The following is a 20,137-nucleotide window of genomic DNA, read 5'->3' as shown; positions in this document are numbered from 1 at the left end:
TATACTATACTGCCCTTGCTAAGTTAAAGGGTGTTATTAATCAAATACTGAAAAAATGTCAATAGGGTGGGGATAGAACTTCACTTCCTATAGCTCAGTGTCTCAAGATTTTTTTGTTTAATATTTTCGTGTTCCGGAATAACACACGGTTATCAACTGACGCTTAATAATCCGGTCTGGCCAATAATAGCCTCATGCGTCACCCTAAAGACTACACTAATCAGGTTATTCATATACCTTCTATAGGGTATTTTACAGGTGAATTGTGTTTAGACCTTTGTTTTCTCACACTGTCGCAATCATATTTGCGCACTATTTAAAATCAATCTAAGTAACGCTATATATAGACCTCCTGTAGAGGTGTAGTGATACTGTATTGTCCTGACAGAATTCTAAATGCTATCGAACTAAACTATATGCAACCCAAGTATCTATTATTTTTTTTCCTGTTGATCAGCACAAGCCTTTGGGCACAGAACAAAGGTTCTGTACAAGGTAAAGTGAAATCATCCGACGGCCAACCAGCCTCACACGTAAACGTAATCCTTAAAGGCACAAACAAAGGCGCCATTGCAAACAATAAGGGTGAATATGAAATAAAGAATGTCGATCCGGGTAACTATACTTTGCTTGTTTCTTTCATCGGTCTGGAAACGAAAGAATATAGTATAGAAGTAAAGGCAGGTGAGACTACTGCCGTACCGGAAGTTGTGCTAAATGAAAACTCACAACAGCTTGATGAGATTGTAGTGAGCGGCTATAAAACAAATGAGTTCGACCGGAAACAAAGTGATTATGTTGCCAAGCTTCCTTTGAAGAATATAGAGAATCCACAAGTATATACTACGATCAGTTCCGAGCTTATCAAAGACCAGGTTGTTACCAGCTTTAACGATGCGTTGAAGAATGCTCCTGGCCTTGATAAACGTTGGGAGTCCACGGGTAGAAGTGGTGATGGTGCAGGATATTTTTCGCTCCGCGGATTTGTTGTGCAGCCAACGTTGATCAACGGCTTGCCTGGACTAACGAATGGCGGACTGGATATAGCAAACATCGAACGCATTGAAGTAGTACGCGGTCCTTCTGGAACGCTCTATGGAAGTAGTCTTATTTCTTATGGCGGTCTGATTAACATTGTAACCAAAAAGCCAACGTATGAGAAGTTTGGCGGAGAGATAGCGTACAACACGGGCAGCTTCGGATTGAACAGAATTACGGCAGATATAAATGCACCGCTTAGCAAAGAAAAGAAAGTGGCGTTGCGTGTGAATACTGCTTATCACAGCGAGAACAGTTTTCAGGATGCCGGATTCAGGAAATCATTTTTCATTGCTCCATCATTAGCGTACGAAGTGAACGACAAACTTTCATTCCTTGTAAATGCAGAATTCTTAGCGGCGGAGAATACGAATCAAACCATGCTCTTTCTGGATCGTGGTGCCCCGCTTACGGTGCCTACATTAGAGGCGTTGAATTACGATCATAAGCGCTCCTATACCAGCAACGATCTGGCGATGAAGAATCCTACGTTCAGCCTACAGGCCCAGATGAACTATAAACTTTCAGATACCTGGAGATCGCAGACTGTGCTTTCAAGAAGCTCAGCTAAATCAGACGGATATTATTCATATCTATATGAATCCACTCAGTATTATACAATATCAGAAGGAAGCGTATTCGGACGCTATATCAGCAAACAGAATTCTTCCACGCTTACTACCGATATCCAACAGAATTTCATTGGCGATTTCACAATAGGAAACCTTCGTAACCGCGTTGTTGCCGGTTTGGATTACTATAACAACAGTGCGCAGAACAATGACACAGGCTATGTGGGGAATGGATCTATATATATAGGCAACGCCAGTGTAAAAGACGTAAACGAGCTTGTTTTCGGAATTACAGATCCGGAAGCTTATGAAACCGATAATGATAGCGGTGTATTGTCCAAAGCAGCCACCGATGCAATTCTTGCCGGAACTACGCTGAACAACACGAAGGCAGAACAGGAAGTTTTCAGTGCCTACTTTTCAGATGTATTGAACATTACGCCAACCTTATCTGCCATGGTGAGCTTGCGTGTTGACCACTTTGTAAACAAGGATGACGATGCCAGCAACCAGACTGCCTTGTCACCGAAGTTCGGTATAGTATATCAGCCGATCAAAGATCAACTCTCTGTGTTTGCAAACTATATGAATGGTTTCTCCAATGTTGCTCCTCGTACGGAAGGTGCTGGCGATAACATCACCGTAAGGTCGTTTGATCCCGAACAGGCTAACCAATGGGAAGTGGGTGTAAAGACAGACCTGTATGATGGTAAGGTTAGTGCTACCTTGAGTTATTATGATATACTCGTATCGAATGTCGTGAGACAAGATGCTACACGCTTGAATTACTATGTGCAGGATGGAGAGAACTATAGCAAAGGAATTGAGTTCAGCATTGTAACATCACCGCTTCCGGGAATGAATGTAATGGGTGGCTATAGCCATAACAACAGCAAGATGACGAAGACCGACAGCGAGGACTTTATCGGCAGAAGACCGGAGAGTGCTGGTCCGAGAAACATGGCGAACCTTTGGGTAAGCTATCGACTGCGCGAAGGTGCTCTGCAAGGAGTGGGTATAGCAGTGGGAGGGAACTATGCAAGTGAATATGCTACACTGGACCGTGCTACTACCGGGACATTTATGATTCCATCCTATACACTTTTGAATGCAGCACTTTCCTATAGTACAGATGCGTTCCGCATAGCGTTCAAGGTTGATAACCTCACCAACGAAGACTACTACAACGGTTGGTCTACCATCAATCCGCAGAAACCAAGAAACGTTACAACCAGTATAAGCTTTAGATTTTAGCAGCTCCTGAAAACAGATGTAAATCGGTTAACCTTATTTGATAATGGTTAACCGATTTTTTTGTAATATTTTGTAGATACTCACTGAAATTACTGACTTCAGAAATCCCATGCTGATATTCTAATGTAGAGGGAGATAATAAACATGGCCATGCCTATAAATAGAATTCTCCAACCATGTGCCCGGTCGTCTTTTTGAAAGGCATAAGCTCTTTCTCCATTCGGCAATGTTTTTTTGAATGAGCTCAAATGCCAGCCTATAAATATACCCAACAGCCCACCAAGGATGGCAAATATATAGCCAGCATAAATCCACACCTTGCCTGGATCTTCTGGTTTTGATAAATCCCTTATACGTTGCCTTTTCAGGAGCTGAATTGTATCTCTATTTACTTCCACTCCACGTTTATTTAATATTTGTTGTGCGAGGAGGTAATCAAATTCATTCCATTCATCTGGTTTAGCAAGGATTTCAAATAGCTCATCATTACTGAAACTAAACAAGTAGTGATCTTGATCTACCGACTCCAGTTGTTTAGCAGAAATGGCTGATAGAAGTGAATCAACTTTTGCAAAATCATTTTGCGTGATCTTCACAAAATATTGTCGGCTAAATTGTTTGTCGCCATATAATGAATCCAGGCTCTCACGATCTTCAGTAGTTTCGTACTCTATTCCATTTGCTATTAAGATTTCAACGAGTGCATCGGACTGATCTTTCTCGTAAAATTTCCGGTACGTAATAAACTCCATGGATTAAATTGGAACAGCGTTAGAAATTAGTTGAACAAAAGAGGAATATAATTTTTTGAAATATACCTAAATTTAAGAATGAAAAGGCTTGTAGTATTAAGTGGTGCGGGTATTAGCGCTGAAAGTGGAATCCCTACGTTTCGTGATTCGAATGGGTTGTGGGAAGGATTTCGTGTGGAGGATGTAGCATCACCGGAAGGATGGTATAAAGATCCTGTAGTCGTGCTCGATTTCTATAATCAGCGCAGAAAGAAAGCGCTCGAAGTAATGCCCAACCGTGGCCATGAGATTTTGGCTGAGCTTGAAAATTACTTTGATGTCACGGTAGTAACGCAAAACGTAGATAATCTTCATGAACGAGCGGGCTCCACGAAGGTCATTCATTTGCATGGAAGCTTGTTCGAATCGCGGAGTACCAAAGATGAAAGACTGGTATATCCCATCGAAGGCTGGGAGTTAAATATAGGCGACCTCTGTGAGAAGGGATCACAGCTTCGCCCAAATATAGTATGGTTTGGCGAGATGGTGCCACTGATGGAGGTGGCTGCCGACTATGCAAAGAAAACAGATATATTCCTGGTGGTAGGAACATCCATGGCGGTATATCCGGCAGCAGGTTTAATCAATTACGTTCCATACGAATCCATGAAATATGTAGTGGATCCGAAACTTCCTGACATCGGAAATATACCCTATATAAAAATGATTGCTGATAAAGCCAGCACCGGTATGGAAACTGTGAAGCGTGAATTACTGGAACTTATCGCGTAGACTATAATTTTTCGAGAAACGTTTTAAATTCCTCGGTATCATAATTCGCGGTTCCGACTTTCTTCGATACAATTTTCCCTTCGGGACTGATTATAAACGTGGTTGGGATCGAAGATACATTTAATTGCTCGGGTAAATATCCGGCGGGTACATATACCGGGAAGGTATGTTGCTTATCGTTCACAAACTTTACAACTTTCTCCTTGTCTTCCGCACGATCAAGCGAAAGCATTACAAAAACGATATCGTCATGATTAACTTCATTGTATAATTTTTGTATTGATGGCATCTCAACACGGCATGGTCCACACCATGTTGCCCATAAATTCAGGAATACAGTTTTGCCTTTGAACTGATTGAAATCTACTTTCTTATTTTCGAGATCGGTGATAGAAAAGTTGTAGTCGAAGTCCTTGGTCAGTTCGAGCGGTTCCGAATCAGCATCCAGAACACCGGTTCTCATCATAGCCGTGTTGGTGATAACGGATATTCCCGCCAGGATGCCGGTATAGCGCAACACAAGTATTAAAGCAACCAGCGTAATCCAGGGTCTTATCATTTTAAAGATCGATGCTGTACGTGGGTTCTTCAATATGTTTTTCATATCAGGAAGAGGTTAATTTAAAATGTGTGGAAATTATGAAACGGATATAACCCATTTGGGTAATAGGTTTTGTATTTCTGCTTCATATAGCAAAGATAACAACTCTGTAGCACATCTTGTGGTTACGATTGTTCTCTGAATTTAATTAATTTCGTACGTTAATCTATCTACCCTGTCATGATCAAAGTTGGTTTTATCAAGGTTGTTGTCCTGATGCTTCTCGTAAGCTCTGCCTATGGGCAGAAAGTAAAGTATAAGGATATCTTCGGACTGCTTAAAACCAAGCAGTATGAGGCCGCAGAGCCCTTCCTGAAGAAGTATCTCAAAGAGAATGAAGATAACCCCAACGCCTACCTGTACATGGGAATCATCGCCCACGAGAAATCGGCCAAGGAAGATATTTTGAAGTTGACAGAAAAGACCATCGCGGAGATGGACACTGCTATCTATTTCTATACAAAGGCGTATCAGCTCATCACCGAAAAAGAACTGAAGCGCAATGATGAATATTACGAAATATATAATCGAAGGGATTTACGCACGGGTGAATTTGGGGTAAAGCTTTCTGATGTGCAGTTTGATCTTCAGAAAAAATTGGAAGGTCTTCGCGAACGAATTGACCGGATAAAAATGGTGAAGCATTATTTCGTTTTGTCCGATAGCCTGTATCGTAAATCGAACGTGTTGTTCAGATCGATACAAAAAGCTTATCCGGGAGAGAAAGAGTTTTATTTGCGCGCGGATGAAAACCTTACCAAATCACTAACAGCATTGGCGTTGCGATATGATTCTTCTGTGAAAGCATTTGAAAACTATAAATCAAGCCTGGCTACTTTAGGCAAAGTAAGCTATAACCAGGTGATGGTGCCTCGCGAGATTGCTGACTTTAAAAAGGATGGTGCTTCTGCTGCAGACTTCTATAAAAACGAAATGGAAGTATGGGACTATAGGAGATTTGCTGATAAGTCGAAAGCGGTAATTGAAAAAGAGATCCTGCCCATGAATAAACACCTGGTAGAGTATGATATCGAAATCAATAAACTGCGTGATAAGCTGAGTAAAGATTCTGTATCTGTAAAGAGCGACCTGACAACATTGATCGATAAATTACTGATGGAGCAATTGAAAAAGTTCGATAAGGAACCGTTGCCTATGGAAGTTTTCAGTTTAAAAATTGCAGACCTGGAATATAGGTCAACGCTCATAGAGCATAAGAAGCAAGCTGATTCAACGGATGTGCATCAGCAGCTTGAGCGCGCCAGTCGTGAACAACGCTATCTTTCCAAGCTTGATAGTATAGCCGATAAGCTGAACACGCAGAATATAGATACAAAAGCTGAAGACTATGCAAACTTCATCACGAGTACATATAACAATACTATTGTATTGAAAAGTTATATACGAACCTTAAAAGATTATGCTGAGCGTGAGAAAAAAGCGCTCGACAAAAAACTGGTAAAGCGTAACGAAGCATTGCGTTGGCTGGTACAGGTTCCTGATTCTATACCGTTGTTTAAAGATGTAAGCCGTTCGAAGTTCAAGCCATTATCCATCATCGATGAAAAGTATACGACCGGTTTATACTATAAAGACTCTGTGAATGCTGAAGGTTATTTTTATTCAATAACACCAACGCGTATACCCGATATCAAGATTAAATTCGCGATCGATAAATCAAGCTTCAAACAATCCGGGTTGCCTTCTGCAAAATCGCTTACATTCTCGGACGCTGCTGGTCAGATCTATTTTGTTTTGATGTATAGTGAGAAAGCGAACAAGGATAACAAGTATGCTGCGACCCTGGCGAAGATCTATCGTTCAGACGGACTTGCGTGGAGCAGTAATTATCAACTTGCCTTTATTCCGAAGGAGATCATGTTTAAACAGGACACCGGTGAGCTTACTATCAAGGCAGATGCTCTACAAAGTATTGTTGATAAGAATGGAAAGATCATGAAGTAGGAGAGAAGAGAGGAGCGTGTGGAGATATAGTATATCCACAGAAAATGAATTGCATAAAAAAAGCAGATGTATAAACACCTGCTTTTTCTATTTATAATAATTATACTTTAAGCAGCTCCTACTAATTTTTTCCAGTCGGAGAAGCGCATGTCGATGCGGGTTTTTATTTTCTCGTAGTTTTCCCAGCTATCCGTTACGTGGTAAATAGAAGGGAGTGTACGCACGAGTATTTCATCGTAGTCATTTCTATAGAGACCACCGCCATAGTAATAATATGTAAACATATTTCCTTGGCGATTAAACAATTCGTAGCCCAGGTATCCATCCCAGATCTCACTTAGAATTGTGCAGGATATTTCTCTGCGTTTGAAACGGAATATCTGATTCGATGCTTCGTCTTCAAAATATTCGGAGTACAAACCTGAATCAATAATCCATCCCAAGTACATACCAATGTGTACGTAAGCTTGCTCGATAGGTAACGAATCTGGGAAGTTTCCGAGGAAGTGACTCTTTGCGTTATCGTAAATAGTCTTCTGGATATCCGCTTTTCTTTCCATATAACAATGATAATCCTGATTGAGGAGTTTAACAACAATTCACTTTACTTTATCTTCTAATAGAAGAACATGTAACCAACAAAGATAGCAGCAATTATCCCCGCAACATCGGCTACTAATCCACCCGTTAATGCGTATCTCGTTTTGCGAACATTTACTGAACCAAAATACACTGCAAGAATGTAAAATGTTGTTTCTGCGCAGCCGCGGAATATGGCTGCAAGATTGGCTACAAAAGAATCTGGTCCTCCCGGAGTAGTCTTCGAAATTTCAATCATCATTCCGCGTGCCGCTTGTCCGCTTAGCGGTTTCAGAAATGCAACGGGTAATGCACCTACAAAGTCGCTGTTTATATTCATTTGCGTAAAGCCCCAGGCTATGCCTTGTATAATATAGTTTAATGCTCCCGATGTTCTGAACAAGCCGATGCCAACGAGTATAGCAATCAAAAAAGGAATTATTTTAATAGATGTTTCAAAGCCTTCCTTGGCACCTTCAACAAAAGTTTCAAAAAGTGGAATGCGCCTTTTTAATCCCAGGAGTAAAAATGAAATAATGATGGAAATAATGATCACACTGGTAAATAGTGAAGACTGTTGCTGCAACTCTTCCTGCGACAATGACGCGAAGTATGAAACGCCCAGCCATATAAATGCACTGAGTCCAACCAGGTAGGCCAACACAACAGGTTCAAACAAATTAATTTTTTGCTTGATGCTTATATAGATCAGTCCAACAATGGTGGAGCAAAATGTAGCGATCAAGGTAGGTATAAAGATGCTGGTAGGATTCGCAGCACCCAGTGTTGCACGATCAGCAATGATAGCCAACGGTATAACCGTAAGACCGGATGTATTCAATACCAGAAACATGATCTGCGCATTGGAAGCAGTGTCTTTATTTGGATTGAGCTCTTGTAATTCTTTCATCGCTTTTAATCCAAGCGGTGTAGCGGCATTATCCAGCCCGAGAATGTTCGCGCTGAAATTCATGATGATAGAACCTGTTGCCGGGTGATCTTTGGGTACTTCCGGAAACAAGCGCGAGAAGAAAGGGCCAACGATTTTTGAAAGTATAGGAACGATGCCACCACGCTCACCAATTTTCATAAGGCCAAGCCACAACGACATTACACCGGTAAGTGCAATTGAAATTTCGAAGCCTGTCTTCGCCATATCAAATGTAGACTGCAGCATCTGCGGAAAGACTTCAACATCCTGGAGAAAAATTAACTTGACGAGTGATACAACAAACGCGATCAGGAAGAACGAAACCCAAATGTAATTCAAAACCATAGGCGGTGTAAAAAAGTAAAGTTAGTACAAAGATCGCCAACTATATAGTTACCCCAATCAATCTTGCCGATTCAAACGGCCTGTGCACGAAGCTACAAATTGATTTTTAATGATCAGTCATTGGCAAGGTTGAGAATGTGGCATGCTGCCAGTCCTGCGGTTTCAGTTCTTAATCGGCTTTGTCCAAGGCTAACTTTCTGAAAGCCATTCGCGATAGCGGCACTTAATTCTTCAGCAGAGAAATCACCTTCAGGTCCAATCAACACCAGGTAATCTTTTCCGGGAAGCGCTATATTTTTTAAATGGTCAGGATTCTGCTGATCGACAAATGCTATAAACTTTTGTGACGCTTCACTTTTTACGATAGCATCAAATTCCAGTAAGCCTTCAATCCGTGGAAGCGTAGCTTTCAACGATTGCTTCATAGCGCTGACTGCTACTTTTTCAAGACGTTCTTTCTTGAGGTAAGTACGCTCTGTGTTTTCGCAGTTTATAATCGAGACGATATCAACACCAAGCTCTACGGCCTTTTCTACAAACCATTCAATGCGATCTGCATTTTTGGTAGGAGAGATGGCTATATGTATGGTGTAATCACGGACTGGCTTAGCGCTTTTCTCCTGGATACGAAATGTACATTGACGATCATCAGCCTTTGTTATAACAGCATCGTAGAAAAATCCTTTGCCGTCTGTTATATGAATGACATCGCCAGTGTTGTGACGGAGAACTTTTATGCAATGCCTGGATTCATCGGCATCGAGGTATAGAATTCCTTCAGGAAGAAGGGGCTGATAAAAGAGATTCACGCGTTACGCGTATTGTTGATATAGCTTTTCAACCAATAGGATATATTCCTGCATAGCCAGCTCTTTGGATTTACCCTTCAGCTCTTCCCACGCATCGTGCTTGGCAATTGCCTTGAAGTCAAAACCTCCGGGGCGTTCACCACTTGCATCTCCTTCGGTAGCTTGTTTATAAAGTGCATAGAGCGAAAGCAATTCTTCATTCGAAGGACGTCTCGTCAATTCTTTTGAACGACTTACTGCACTTTCAAATTGTTGTTGTAATTCCATAGGGGTTAACAGTTATCTATTATTCATCATCAGGTAATGATTATTCGTTTGCCGGATAACCATTACCTGATAACGTTTAACAGTTCTAGCGTTTCACTATATCTACGTATGATCTCAGTTTAGCACCAGTATATATCTGGCGCGGACGACCGATAGGCTCTTTGTTTTCACGGAGTTCTTTCCATTGTGCGATCCAGCCTGGCATACGACCCATCGCGAACATTACGGTAAACAGATCGGTTGGTAAACCTAACGCACGGTATATAATACCTGAATAGAAGTCTACGTTTGGATAAAGTTTACGCTCTACGAAGTATGGATCTTTCAATGCAGCTTCTTCGAGCTTTTGAGCGATCTCCAATACAGGATCATTGATACCAAGTTTACCCAGTACATCATCGGCAGCCTTCTTGATGATCTTCGCGCGAGGATCAAAGTTCTTATATACACGATGTCCGAATCCCATCAAACGGAACGGATCGTTTTTGTCTTTAGCCTTGTTGATCCACTTCTCTGTATCGCCACCATCTTTCTTGATCGCCTCCAGCATCACAATCACTTCCTGGTTTGCACCACCATGAAGTGGTCCCCAAAGTGCATTGATACCTGCAGAGATGGAAGAATATATACTGGCTTTGGATGAACCTACAATACGTACTGTAGAGGTAGAGCAGTTTTGTTCATGATCCGCATGCAGAATCAAAAGCTTGTCAAGGGCATCTGCAACTACCGGGTCAACTTCATATTGTTCAGCCGGAAGTGCAAACATCATTTTCAAAAAGCGTGAGCTATAGTTAAGCGAGTTGTCCGGATAATTTACCGGATGTCCTACAGCATTCTTATAAGCCCAAGCCGCGAAGGTTGGCATCTTTGCAAGTGAACGTACAATGCTAAGATATACTCCTTCAGCAGAGCGATTCGGATCCAGTGATTCCGGATAGAAGGCAGTCTGTGAGCAGAATAAAGAAGCAAGCACACCCATCGGGTGAGCTGTGGATGGAAAACCATCCAATATTTTTTTCACATCCTCGTGTACGAGTGTATGCGTTTTAATGTCGTTGGAAAATTTGTCGTATTGCGGCTTGGTTGGCAACTCGCCAAAGATCAACAGATAAGCAACTTCCAGGAAATTCGATTTTTCAGCAAGGTCTTCTATAGAGTAGCCCCGGTAACGAAGAATGCCATTGTCACCATCCAAAAATGTAATAGCACTTTTGGTAGCACCTGTATTTTTATACCCTAAGTCCAGAGTAATTACTTTGGCTTTTTCAAGAAGATCGCTGATATCTACAGCAACTTCTCCTTCAGTTCCCTCAACGACTGGCAGTGTATAGGACTTACCATCAATGATTAATTCAGCAGTTTTCGACATTTTAATTTGAGATTTAACAGCGGTTTTAAATATACAGGGCAGATTGTTGCAATCGAAAGGAATGCGTTAAAAATGCATTAAAAAAGTATGTTTTTTTTAATTGTTGCCCAGGATCAGTGGCATGCCGTCCCCACCAGAACCAACGATAACAACCTTGGAATTTGGCGATTTGGCAAGTTCAAGGGTAGCCTCGATGCCGCGCATCTTCAAGAGCTTGTCTGATAAGCTGCTGTTAACGATGTTGTTAGCACGTGCTTCACCTTCTGCTGCAATGCGTTTACGTTCCGCTTCACTCTTTTCTTTATCAAGTCTATACTGATACGCGAGCGCTTCCTGCTCTTGTTGAAGTTTATTTTCTATCGCTACACGAATCTGATCCGGAAGTTTGATAGATCGGATCAGCACAGCCGTTGCGTTTACAAAATTAGCGTTGAGGATTTTTTCAGTTTCACTTTTGATAGACACTTCTACTTCTGCACGTTTCGTAGAGTAAATTTCTTCAGCAGTATACTTCGCCATCACCTGGCGGGACACCGAGCGTACTTCCGGAATCACCAGACGGTTAACATAGTCCTTGGTAAACTTCTCGTGAATGTCACCGATCTTGCTAGGCATCGGGAAGTAACGAACGGATACATCAACATGTATAGGCAAACCGTTTTTATCATTGATGTCCATGTTCTCTTCCGATGTGATCTCAGCAACTTCATACATGATCACATCATTCCAGGGGGCCTTCATGTGTGTGCCCGGTTCTATAATTTGCTCTTTGTCAAGACCATTCCCGAAAGGGTAGAAGATAACGGCTCGCTCTGAGGGACCGATCTTATAAAAGATGTTTGAAGATAGTCCTGCAAGAACGAAAAGAGCGATCACTCCGATGACGATGAAAGGCACAAGTCTGCGGTTGTTCATATAGATATAAAGTTAGATTTAGCGTAGGTAAAGGGATATAGCGATTCATGAATCGCCTATTGTTACTGTTGTGAAAGATAATGTTGCTATGTTTCAGCCGTATCGGTCTTAGAAGGTCGGGGGAGTCCCATAAGTTTTCCGATAATCAAAACTACAAATAAATTACTCCACACAGCTTCAATTACACTGATGTTTCTGATGAGACGACTGGCATTGGGCAACGCGGGATCGAGACCGCCAAGAATGCACAGGCTATAGCGTACGCACTCCGAATAGTTAGGAAGCCCCATGCCCAACGCTACGCCCAGGCTTCCGGGACTCACAATACAAATGAGATCATACAGACTTCCAAAGGAGATGCCGATCATTAAGAATATACACGCAGATCCCCACAGTTTATCGGGTGTGAGAAATTCACCTGAGAAGATATCGCGTATCGCAAAGGCTATCACAGTAACTTCAATCGGAAACAATAATCCGTGGATCGTTAACAGATATAGCTGGCGGTTAGGAACTTCGAGTATAGTATAATATGGAAACTCTACCAATGTACCAATGAATACAATCCCGATCAGCACCACCAGGTATAGACGCACCAGCAGAACACTACGGGTGAAGTTTCTCAGCAGATCCCAAAGCAGAAAAGCATATATGGCTGCGAACGAAGAGAAAACAGTGGTAACAAGTTTTGCGGCTGGCGTTTGCGTACCCTGTAATAAGAACTCCGATAATGTTAGCCCCGAGACAATGATAACGACCTGAATGATAACAACGTTGCGATAATCTTTTTGCTTCTCACGGGTTAATTCAGATTTACTGATAAAGGCAAGTGATTTAAACATTTTGACCGTATAACCTGTGAAAGTTACTGTTTGAAAATGAATTATTCGAAATAAATACTTTTTTGAAAGCTATTCTTTAAATTAAGCAATTTATAAACCGGCTTAATCTACCGCATGAAAAGACTTTCTATAGTCTTGGTTTGTTTATTCTTTTCAGGACTCCATGCATTTGGTCAGAAGGCCATGGTGGACAGTCTTTTGCAAGTGTTGAATTCTACTAAACGTACTATAGACAGAGTTGAATTACTTTGTGAGATAAGTTCGGCCAGCTATAACTATGATGTTGTACAAGGACACTTATATGCAGAGAAAGCATGCGAAGAAGCTAAAAGCATTGATTATAAAAAGGGGTTGAGACATGCACTCATCCTCAATGGCTTTTACCACCAGGATGTAGGGGAGTATACCGCTGCTCTGCAATTATACCGCGAGGCGTACTCACTGCCAATTCCCGATGATGATTTCTTAGCCTACGGCTATGTGATGACCGGAAATCTATACCGCGTCATCGCGAAATACGATTCGTCTGCTTACTTCTATTCAAAGGCATTGAACGTGTTAAATCAGATACACTCGGAAGAATATCTAGCCTATACCTATAAAAGTATGTCCAGGCTTTACATGATTCAATGGAAGAACAAGGAGGCGGAGGAGAGCCTTAAGAAAGCAATTTCCCTATACGAACGTAAAAGCAGTACTCGAAATGTAGCAGATGCAGGTTTTCTGTTATCAAAGGTATATCGCAACCTCACCGAGTATACAACAGCATCCGAGTATATAAACAAGTCGTGTGTAGTCGCTCAGGCATTGAACGATGATTTTTTGCAACTTCAATGTTTGATTAACGATGGTGAACTGAAAACAAATAAGGGCGAATATACCAATGCGTTGAATTTGTTTTTCAAAGCATTGAAAATGCTGGAACAGAAAAATGTTCCCTCACTGTCGCTAACCGTATACTATAATATTGGCGCTGTGTATGAAGAGCAAGGACAAAACGATCTGGCACTGCGTTACTTTTTTGAGGCTCTGAAGATTTCTGAAAAGCTTGCCGATAAGCACGAATGCGCAAAGATCTTAAGTAGTGTTTCGTGGATCTATAAAAATCAATTCAACTTCCGTTTGGCGCATGAATATATAGACAAGTCATTAGCGCTACGGCAGGAGATCAAGGATGAACATGGAATATCCAATTGCTATAATGTGCTTGGCTTGATTTATTTCCAGGAGAGTAAATATAGCCTGGCGCTGGAATATCTGGAGAAGTCACTGGCAATTCGAAAACGCATCGATCACCGGCAAGGTGTTTCCGCTACTTTGTTTAATCTAGGACTGGTATATGAGGGTCAAAAGAACTATAAAGAAGCGTTACGTTATCAGCAGGAAGCCCTTGCTATGGATGAGTCGATCGGCAACAAGTTTGGGTTGGGTGTGTCTTATAATTCCATCGGAAGTTTATATACCGCCCTCGGCAATCTGGCTGCAGCGAGTGATTACCTGAGCAAAGCACAACGTATAGGAGAGGAGATACAGTCGAAGACTTTGCTCATGAATAATAAATTCTATTGGTCGAAGTATTATGAAGCGAAGGGCGATTTCAGGAAAGCATTGATGGAGCATCAGGAGTACTCGAGCCTGAATGATAGTTTATATAGCGAGAACAGTGCCGGACGTCTGGCCGAGCTACAAGCACTATACCAGGTAGAAAAGAAAGATCAGGAGATCGTGATGCTTAACCAGCAACGTGAACTTCAGAAAAATAAAATTGACATCCAGGAATCGCAGATTAACCTTCAGAACACGGTGATACTTTTTGTTATTACCGGTATAATTCTGATCTCCGTGCTGGCCATTAAAAGCTACCGGTATAACCACCAGATCAGGAAAGCAAATCGTTCGATCACTGAACAGAAAGAAGAGATCCAGGCACAATCCGAAGAGCTTACCGAAGCAAACCAAAGACTGGTAAAGTTAAACGATGAACTGATCGAGAAGACAGAAGAAATTCAGGCGCAGTCGGAAGAACTTCGTGAGACAAATGAAATGATCGTAGAGATCAACCAGGACCTGGATGAGACCGTAAGCAGACGTACAGCACAACTCAACGAAGCGTATAAAGAACTTGATACTTTCTTCTATCGATCGTCACATGATTTCAGAAGGCCGCTCACAACGTTTATGGGGCTTGCTGAAGTAGCGAATGTAACTGTGAAAGATCAAAATGCATTGGAGCTTTTTGATAAGGTACGCGAAACTGCTAAGAGCCTTGACAAAATGCTGGTCAAGCTTCAATCCATCAGCGATGTTGGAACACAGCAACTGGTATATAAAGAAGTGTTGATCGAGGAGATTTTCCTGAATATATGTGACGATTTCAGAGAAGAGCTTTTGGCAAAGGGTATAAAGACTTCATGTGAAGTTACCTTGCAGGAGTCGCTGGTGTCGTACCCTGCTATGATCCTGATCATTTTTGAAAATCTGGTAGAGAATGCTATTAACTTCAGTACACCGGTGGATCCTTTTATACATCTCCACGTTTACCAGGAAGGCGATCAATGCGTGATGACCATAGAAGACAACGGACAGGGTATATTAAAAGAATATCAGGAACGCGTCTTTGAAATGTATTTCCGAGGCAGCGATCGTAGCAAGGGCAACGGCCTCGGTTTATATATCGTCCGCAAAGCCATTGAAAAACTAAACGGTACTATCCGCCTGGAAACAAATCTTCACGTAGGCTCCAAGTTTATCATCCGGCTTCCGATCAGCTACCAGGAGAGTATATTGTCTTCGAGGTTTAAAATATAGCTTAAAAAGAACAGGTCCGAAGCAGACGCTGATTATACGCCACCTCGAACCTGAATGATATATATACGAAGACGAAGCCTTATATCTTAACCCTTCTTCACCGATTCAATCCAACGGTTGATTTTATCTTCCAATACTTTCAAGGGTATACATCCTGAATCCAGAACCTGATTATGGAATTGCGCGATGCTGAATTTGTCTCCCAATTCCTGCTCGGCCTTGGTGCGCAGTTCACGAATCTTTAACTGGCCAATTTTATACGACAAAGCCTGGCCCGGTATCGCCATATAGCGTTCGATCTCGGCAATGATTCCCTCTTCGGTTTCAGCTTCATGATCTAACGAATATTGAATGGCCTGCTCACGTGTCCAACCTTGTGTATGCATACCAGCATCAACCACCAGCCTGATGGCGCGGTGCATTTCTGCACTCAACATTCCGAAGTATTGATACGGATCAGTATATAGTCCCAGTTCTTTGCCAAGAGATTCAGTATATAACGCCCAGCCTTCAGCATATGAACTATAGCCTAGTATTCTGCGGAAAGCAGGTAATGATGTATTCTCTTGTTGCAATGAGATCTGGTAATGATGCCCTGGTATAGCTTCATGTAAAAACAAATCTTCATCGGAAAGTGTGTTGTACTCCTTAACATTCGGAATGGGAACGTAAAATACACCGGGACGCGTACCATCCTGTGACCCGGGATTATACTCTGCACTTGCTGATGCTTCGCGGAAAGCTTCCGTGCGCTTTACCTCAAATGGAGTCTTCGGCGTTTTATCGAACAACTTGGCGAGGTTCGGCTTCATCTTTTCATGTATAGCATTGAAATGTGCAATCACCTCTTCCGGTTTTGTAAACGGCATCAGTTCTTTTTTTGTACGGATGTGAGCGAAGAATGCTTTCAGGTCTCCTTTAAAACCAACTTGCTCCTTTACAGCTTCCATTTCTTTTGTGATGCGTTCCACTTCACTTTTTCCCAACGCGAATATTTCGTCAGCAGATTTAGTCGTAGTGGTAAATTGTTTGATCAGGTAATTATAGTATTCTTTTCCATCGGGCAATGCAGATATACCGGACGTTTCACGGCCAGCTGCTAGATATTCTTTCTTAATAAAGTCATTTAGTTTTTTATGACCGGGAATGATCTTGGTTTGAATCATCTCCTCATACGCTTTGGTAAGGCGGGCTTTGTCCTCGGCAGAGAAATCTGCAGGCAATAGCTTAATCGGATTATAGTATAGATGATCTTTTACAGGGCCATGATCAAGATCAGACAATTGAGGTATAACTTTCTTAATGAGTACTTTCGGAATGACATACCCTTGGGCGATTCCTTTTTTCATATTTACGATGGCTGTGTCTATCCAAACCGCATAGACATCCAGACGCTTCAACCAGTCGTCATAATCCTTAACAGATTTAAAAGGCTGCATGCTGCTGCCACTGGCTAATTGTCCGGCCATTAAATGCCAGGACCAGAATTGATTTATAGGGGTGAGGTAATCTTTAAAGGCCAAGCCTTCCAGAGCAATGTCACATTCCCATAAAAGAATGTCGTAACTCATCTGGTCTTCTTCTGATAGTTTACTTCGATCGGATGCCGTGAGCTGATCGCGGTAGCGGGTATAAAACTCTTTTAGCTGCGAACGGTATTCCTGTGTAATGTTATTCGGAAGACGATCATTATACCGGTTATCTCCCGCCATGGTAGCATCCATGGGAAAGAGCTTGAGCCGTTCTTCATGATACTGATGGAGGAGACTGTCCAATGAAGGTTGTTCAGTGGTTTTAGTTTCTTCCTTGGGTGGCGCGGAGCATGCTATCAGCAGCTGCACAACGATGATGTAGATTGAAAGTTTTTTCATAGTGAAGTATACATTGCAGGCAGCAAGGTAAGGGGAATGAAGGTAAAGTCAATACCCCAAGCTTAAAGTCGCGCCAGGACGCTATATACTCCATTTAAAATTAAAATGCTCATAGGCACTCCGTTGTTTTGCGGAAACAGTGGTGAGACGCATACCTTGCGTATAGCAGTGGTTTAGTATATGTAGTTTTTTATGATGAACATGATTTCCTGGTAGAAGAATTTGTCGTGATAGTCTTCGAGGATAAAGTTGTCTGTTTTTTTAGATTCGTCTATCAGCGGTTTAAAAAACTCGGCGTCTACAGGAGAAGCGAGTAAATCCTTCAGTTCATTTTTTATGAATTGAATCTTCATGGGAGACAGATCCGTAATTTTATACTGTTCCGATACATAATTGATGAGCGTACGTTCATCCAAAAAATCCTTAATAAGGTCGTTTCGCCGATCACGTATTTGATCGATGATATTCATTGACTGACCCCGGGCAGTTAAGGTATCTATACTCATATATATAAAATAATTTACGGTTCCTATATTCTTATAACCTCAGTTATTTTAACCATACATATATAGCTAAAACGGTGTGAAGTCGCATTAACGTTGTGACTTCTAAAAAACCGTACCAGCCTGTGTTTTTAGCAAGAGTACATATCAGGTATAAATATTAACTATAAATACACTATATTTGTGAAATTTAAATTTTTAAAGCTATGGCAAAGAAAAACCCATCGAATCACGGTAAGGTAATTACCAAGAAAGAAATTGCTGACATTAAGAGACTGGTAAAAGAAGGAAACAATTCTACAAAAATTGCAAAGCAAGTTGGTAGAACACTTGGTTCCTTACGGAAGCTGGCTTTTGACAACGAAATTTCACTCCGTGTTAAAAAGAAGACTAAGTAGTTTCTGATTCTAATCAAAAAAGCCTTGCTATGCGCAGGGCTTTTTGATTTTTACCCCATCTATAGGAGTATATGTCGTTTTGGCTGTTATACCCTCCGGTATAGCTATAGTACATGGCATAGCTATACTGAAGAAACGCTACGCGAGTTTCGCGTTTTCCGGATCCCAGGTAATTATTTTTTTCTCGAAGTAACTTTTGTTACTGGCGAGGGCAGGGCCGGCTGCACGCATGCCGAAGAGCGCATCTTCTTTTATAGCTTTACCTTCACGGATGCCCGCATAGAAATTCAAATGATGATCGAGGTTAGCACTATATCCCTGTGGAGCTTTAAACTCAAGGTCTGATTCAATGATGGACGGTTTAATAGGAGTATAGGTAGCATCGTACCATTTCTTATACTCCTTTTGTTGCGCTTCTGTAAACGTATTGAAGGAGTCCCAACCGCCATAAGTAGGTATATTTGAGATCTTATGACGTTCTACTTTTACAGAGTTCCATCCCAGCGTGATCACACCATCGGTGCCGATAAAACGAAGCCGCTCACCGCTTTCACTTCCGTCCACAAAATTTACGCGCATCTGTAGATTAAAGGCCGGATGCTGCTTGGTTTCCGGATAGTCATATATACCTGTGATCACATCGGGGACATCGCGGCCATCTTTCCAATGTCTCAATCCACCGGAAGCATAAATCCGGTTCGGTCCTTTCGAACTCGTCACGGCATGAAGCGCAGAGAATAGATGTACAAACAAATCACCGGCAACCCCCGTACCATAATCCTGGTAATTCCTCCATCTGAAAAAACGTACAGGATCATACGCAACTTTTGGAGCATCGCCTATAAAACTGTCCCAATCCACAGTGCCCCCCTTTGCATCGGTAGGTATTGAATATTGCCACGCACCGTTGGCGCTGTGGCGGTCCATATAGGTCTCGACCATCACCAGATCACCAATGATCTTCGACTCGAAAAGCTCCTGCGCCTTTTGCGTTACAATCGAACTCACCCGCTGGCTTCCAACCTGCAGTACTTTGCCTGTCTTCTTTTGTGTGGCGATTACTTCAGCGCCCTCTTCCAGTTTGTGTACCATCGGCTTCTCACAGTATACATGTTTGCCCTTGTTCATGGCTTCGATCGACATCCGGTCATGCCAGTGATCTGATGTAGCGATGATCACTGCATCGATATCTTTTCGGTCCAATATCTCTTTATAATTTTTTGTCGTAAAGATGCCATTACCATACACCTCCTTCGCGTGATCGAGTCTGCCGGTATATAGATCGCATACACCTACCAGTTTTACTCCCGGTATCTTTACACTGGTTTCTGCATTGCTGAAACCCATGATGCCCATGCCGATTATAGCAATATTTACCTGATCGTTGGCCGTATACTTTTTTTCAAGAATACCTTGTTGCTCCAGTGCTACAATTTTTGAAGAGGAGGCAGAGAGAAGAGAAGGCGCAGTGCTCGTGATGATTGCTGTACCAAAGGCCTTCTTCAGAAAGCTTCTCCTGGATTTTCTTGATTCATTATACATAA

17 protein-coding genes are annotated in these 20,137 nt (G+C 41.9%); 5 read left to right on the top strand and 12 right to left on the bottom strand.

Annotation, left to right across the window (positions count from 1 at the left end; translation table 11 throughout):
- The first annotated feature begins 416 nt into the window (after positions 1 to 416).
- Positions 417 to 2,864 (top strand): TonB-dependent receptor, encoded by a 2,448-nt coding sequence (locus B5Y40_RS21525; RefSeq protein ID WP_079688902.1) that lies wholly within the window; start codon positions 417 to 419, stop codon positions 2,862 to 2,864.
- 98 nt (positions 2,865 to 2,962) lie between these two features.
- Here B5Y40_RS21525 and B5Y40_RS21520 read toward each other — a convergent pair whose 3' ends face one another.
- On the bottom strand, positions 2,963 to 3,616 hold the full coding sequence (locus B5Y40_RS21520; protein WP_079688901.1) for a hypothetical protein: 654 nt from the start codon (positions 3,614 to 3,616) through the stop codon (positions 2,963 to 2,965).
- 78 nt (positions 3,617 to 3,694) lie between these two features.
- Here B5Y40_RS21520 and B5Y40_RS21515 point away from each other — a divergent pair, with 78 nt between their 5' ends.
- Positions 3,695 to 4,387, top strand: a complete 693-nt coding sequence (locus tag B5Y40_RS21515) for an SIR2 family NAD-dependent protein deacylase (RefSeq protein ID WP_079688900.1) — start codon at positions 3,695 to 3,697, stop codon at positions 4,385 to 4,387.
- Position 4,388: 1 nt separating this feature from the next.
- Here the strand turns inward: B5Y40_RS21515 and B5Y40_RS21510 are convergent, their stop codons facing one another.
- Entirely contained in the window at positions 4,389 to 4,991 is a 603-nt protein-coding gene (locus B5Y40_RS21510; RefSeq protein ID WP_079688899.1) for a TlpA family protein disulfide reductase, read from the bottom strand.
- 177 nt (positions 4,992 to 5,168) lie between these two features.
- On the opposite strand from B5Y40_RS21510, the gene B5Y40_RS21505 reads away from it, so the two are divergent.
- On the top strand, positions 5,169 to 6,953 hold the full coding sequence (locus B5Y40_RS21505; RefSeq protein WP_079688898.1) for a hypothetical protein: 1,785 nt from the start codon (positions 5,169 to 5,171) through the stop codon (positions 6,951 to 6,953).
- A gap of 107 nt (positions 6,954 to 7,060) precedes the next feature.
- Here the strand turns inward: B5Y40_RS21505 and B5Y40_RS21500 are convergent, their stop codons facing one another.
- From B5Y40_RS21500 to B5Y40_RS21470, 7 genes are all read right to left on the bottom strand, one after another.
- On the bottom strand, positions 7,061 to 7,513 hold the full coding sequence (locus tag B5Y40_RS21500; RefSeq protein ID WP_079688897.1) for a DUF7832 domain-containing protein: 453 nt from the start codon (positions 7,511 to 7,513) through the stop codon (positions 7,061 to 7,063).
- Positions 7,514 to 7,569: 56 nt separating this feature from the next.
- On the bottom strand, positions 7,570 to 8,808 hold the full coding sequence (locus tag B5Y40_RS21495; RefSeq protein ID WP_079688896.1) for a nucleoside recognition domain-containing protein: 1,239 nt from the start codon (positions 8,806 to 8,808) through the stop codon (positions 7,570 to 7,572).
- 113 nt (positions 8,809 to 8,921) lie between these two features.
- Positions 8,922 to 9,617: a 16S rRNA (uracil(1498)-N(3))-methyltransferase gene (locus B5Y40_RS21490; RefSeq protein WP_079688895.1), complete on the bottom strand. Its 696-nt coding sequence runs from the start codon at positions 9,615 to 9,617 to the stop codon at positions 8,922 to 8,924.
- Positions 9,618 to 9,620: 3 nt separating this feature from the next.
- A complete protein-coding gene (locus B5Y40_RS21485) occupies positions 9,621 to 9,884 on the bottom strand; it encodes an acyl-CoA-binding protein (protein ID WP_079688894.1) in 264 nt (87 codons plus the stop codon).
- Between the two features lie 85 nt (positions 9,885 to 9,969).
- Positions 9,970 to 11,256: a citrate synthase gene (locus B5Y40_RS21480; RefSeq protein ID WP_079688893.1), complete on the bottom strand. Its 1,287-nt coding sequence runs from the start codon at positions 11,254 to 11,256 to the stop codon at positions 9,970 to 9,972.
- Between the two features lie 96 nt (positions 11,257 to 11,352).
- The gene (locus B5Y40_RS21475; RefSeq protein ID WP_079688892.1) at positions 11,353 to 12,171 is read right to left on the bottom strand and encodes a prohibitin family protein; all 819 of its coding nucleotides are present in this window, start codon (positions 12,169 to 12,171) and stop codon (positions 11,353 to 11,355) included.
- Positions 12,172 to 12,257: 86 nt separating this feature from the next.
- Positions 12,258 to 13,013, bottom strand: a complete 756-nt coding sequence (locus B5Y40_RS21470; protein ID WP_079688891.1) for a hypothetical protein — start codon at positions 13,011 to 13,013, stop codon at positions 12,258 to 12,260.
- Positions 13,014 to 13,127: 114 nt separating this feature from the next.
- On the opposite strand from B5Y40_RS21470, the gene B5Y40_RS21465 reads away from it, so the two are divergent.
- Positions 13,128 to 15,821: a tetratricopeptide repeat protein gene (locus B5Y40_RS21465; RefSeq protein ID WP_079688890.1), complete on the top strand. Its 2,694-nt coding sequence runs from the start codon at positions 13,128 to 13,130 to the stop codon at positions 15,819 to 15,821.
- Between the two features lie 86 nt (positions 15,822 to 15,907).
- Here B5Y40_RS21465 and B5Y40_RS21460 read toward each other — a convergent pair whose 3' ends face one another.
- Positions 15,908 to 17,692 (bottom strand): DUF885 domain-containing protein, encoded by a 1,785-nt coding sequence (locus tag B5Y40_RS21460; protein WP_079688889.1) that lies wholly within the window; start codon positions 17,690 to 17,692, stop codon positions 15,908 to 15,910.
- Between the two features lie 173 nt (positions 17,693 to 17,865).
- Complete coding sequence (locus B5Y40_RS21455) at positions 17,866 to 18,198, bottom strand: hypothetical protein (RefSeq protein ID WP_079688888.1); 333 nt, start codon at positions 18,196 to 18,198, stop codon at positions 17,866 to 17,868.
- Positions 18,199 to 18,401: 203 nt separating this feature from the next.
- On the opposite strand from B5Y40_RS21455, the gene B5Y40_RS21450 reads away from it, so the two are divergent.
- Complete coding sequence (locus B5Y40_RS21450; protein ID WP_079688887.1) at positions 18,402 to 18,593, top strand: hypothetical protein; 192 nt, start codon at positions 18,402 to 18,404, stop codon at positions 18,591 to 18,593.
- Between the two features lie 138 nt (positions 18,594 to 18,731).
- Here B5Y40_RS21450 and B5Y40_RS21445 read toward each other — a convergent pair whose 3' ends face one another.
- Entirely contained in the window at positions 18,732 to 20,135 is a 1,404-nt protein-coding gene (locus tag B5Y40_RS21445) for a Gfo/Idh/MocA family protein (RefSeq protein WP_079688886.1), read from the bottom strand.
- Positions 20,136 to 20,137 lie beyond the last annotated feature (2 nt).

The sequence above is a fragment of the Ohtaekwangia koreensis genome (assembly GCF_900167975.1).
Classification (GTDB): domain Bacteria; phylum Bacteroidota; class Bacteroidia; order Cytophagales; family Cyclobacteriaceae; genus Ohtaekwangia; species Ohtaekwangia koreensis.
Note: the sequence above shows the minus strand (reverse complement) of the source record. Positions and strands in the feature narration are given on the sequence as shown.

Bases quoted from the DNA above. Each gene is read 5' to 3' on its own strand.
- B5Y40_RS21525 (WP_079688902.1), top strand. From the start codon at position 417: ATGCAACCCAAGTATCTATTATTTTTTTTCCTGTTGATCAGCACAAGC.
- B5Y40_RS21520 (WP_079688901.1), bottom strand. From the start codon at position 3,616: ATGGAGTTTATTACGTACCGGAAATTTTACGAGAAAGATCAGTCCGAT.
- B5Y40_RS21515 (WP_079688900.1), top strand. From the start codon at position 3,695: ATGAAAAGGCTTGTAGTATTAAGTGGTGCGGGTATTAGCGCTGAAAGT.
- B5Y40_RS21510 (WP_079688899.1), bottom strand. From the start codon at position 4,991: ATGAAAAACATATTGAAGAACCCACGTACAGCATCGATCTTTAAAATG.
- B5Y40_RS21505 (WP_079688898.1), top strand. From the start codon at position 5,169: ATGATCAAAGTTGGTTTTATCAAGGTTGTTGTCCTGATGCTTCTCGTA.
- B5Y40_RS21500 (WP_079688897.1), bottom strand. From the start codon at position 7,513: ATGGAAAGAAAAGCGGATATCCAGAAGACTATTTACGATAACGCAAAG.
- B5Y40_RS21495 (WP_079688896.1), bottom strand. From the start codon at position 8,808: ATGGTTTTGAATTACATTTGGGTTTCGTTCTTCCTGATCGCGTTTGTT.
- B5Y40_RS21485 (WP_079688894.1), bottom strand. From the start codon at position 9,884: ATGGAATTACAACAACAATTTGAAAGTGCAGTAAGTCGTTCAAAAGAA.
- B5Y40_RS21480 (WP_079688893.1), bottom strand. From the start codon at position 11,256: ATGTCGAAAACTGCTGAATTAATCATTGATGGTAAGTCCTATACACTG.
- B5Y40_RS21475 (WP_079688892.1), bottom strand. From the start codon at position 12,171: ATGAACAACCGCAGACTTGTGCCTTTCATCGTCATCGGAGTGATCGCT.
- B5Y40_RS21470 (WP_079688891.1), bottom strand. From the start codon at position 13,013: ATGTTTAAATCACTTGCCTTTATCAGTAAATCTGAATTAACCCGTGAG.
- B5Y40_RS21465 (WP_079688890.1), top strand. From the start codon at position 13,128: ATGAAAAGACTTTCTATAGTCTTGGTTTGTTTATTCTTTTCAGGACTC.
- B5Y40_RS21460 (WP_079688889.1), bottom strand. From the start codon at position 17,692: ATGAAAAAACTTTCAATCTACATCATCGTTGTGCAGCTGCTGATAGCA.
- B5Y40_RS21455 (WP_079688888.1), bottom strand. From the start codon at position 18,198: ATGAGTATAGATACCTTAACTGCCCGGGGTCAGTCAATGAATATCATC.
- B5Y40_RS21450 (WP_079688887.1), top strand. From the start codon at position 18,402: ATGGCAAAGAAAAACCCATCGAATCACGGTAAGGTAATTACCAAGAAA.
- B5Y40_RS21445 (WP_079688886.1), bottom strand. From the start codon at position 20,135: ATGTATAATGAATCAAGAAAATCCAGGAGAAGCTTTCTGAAGAAGGCC.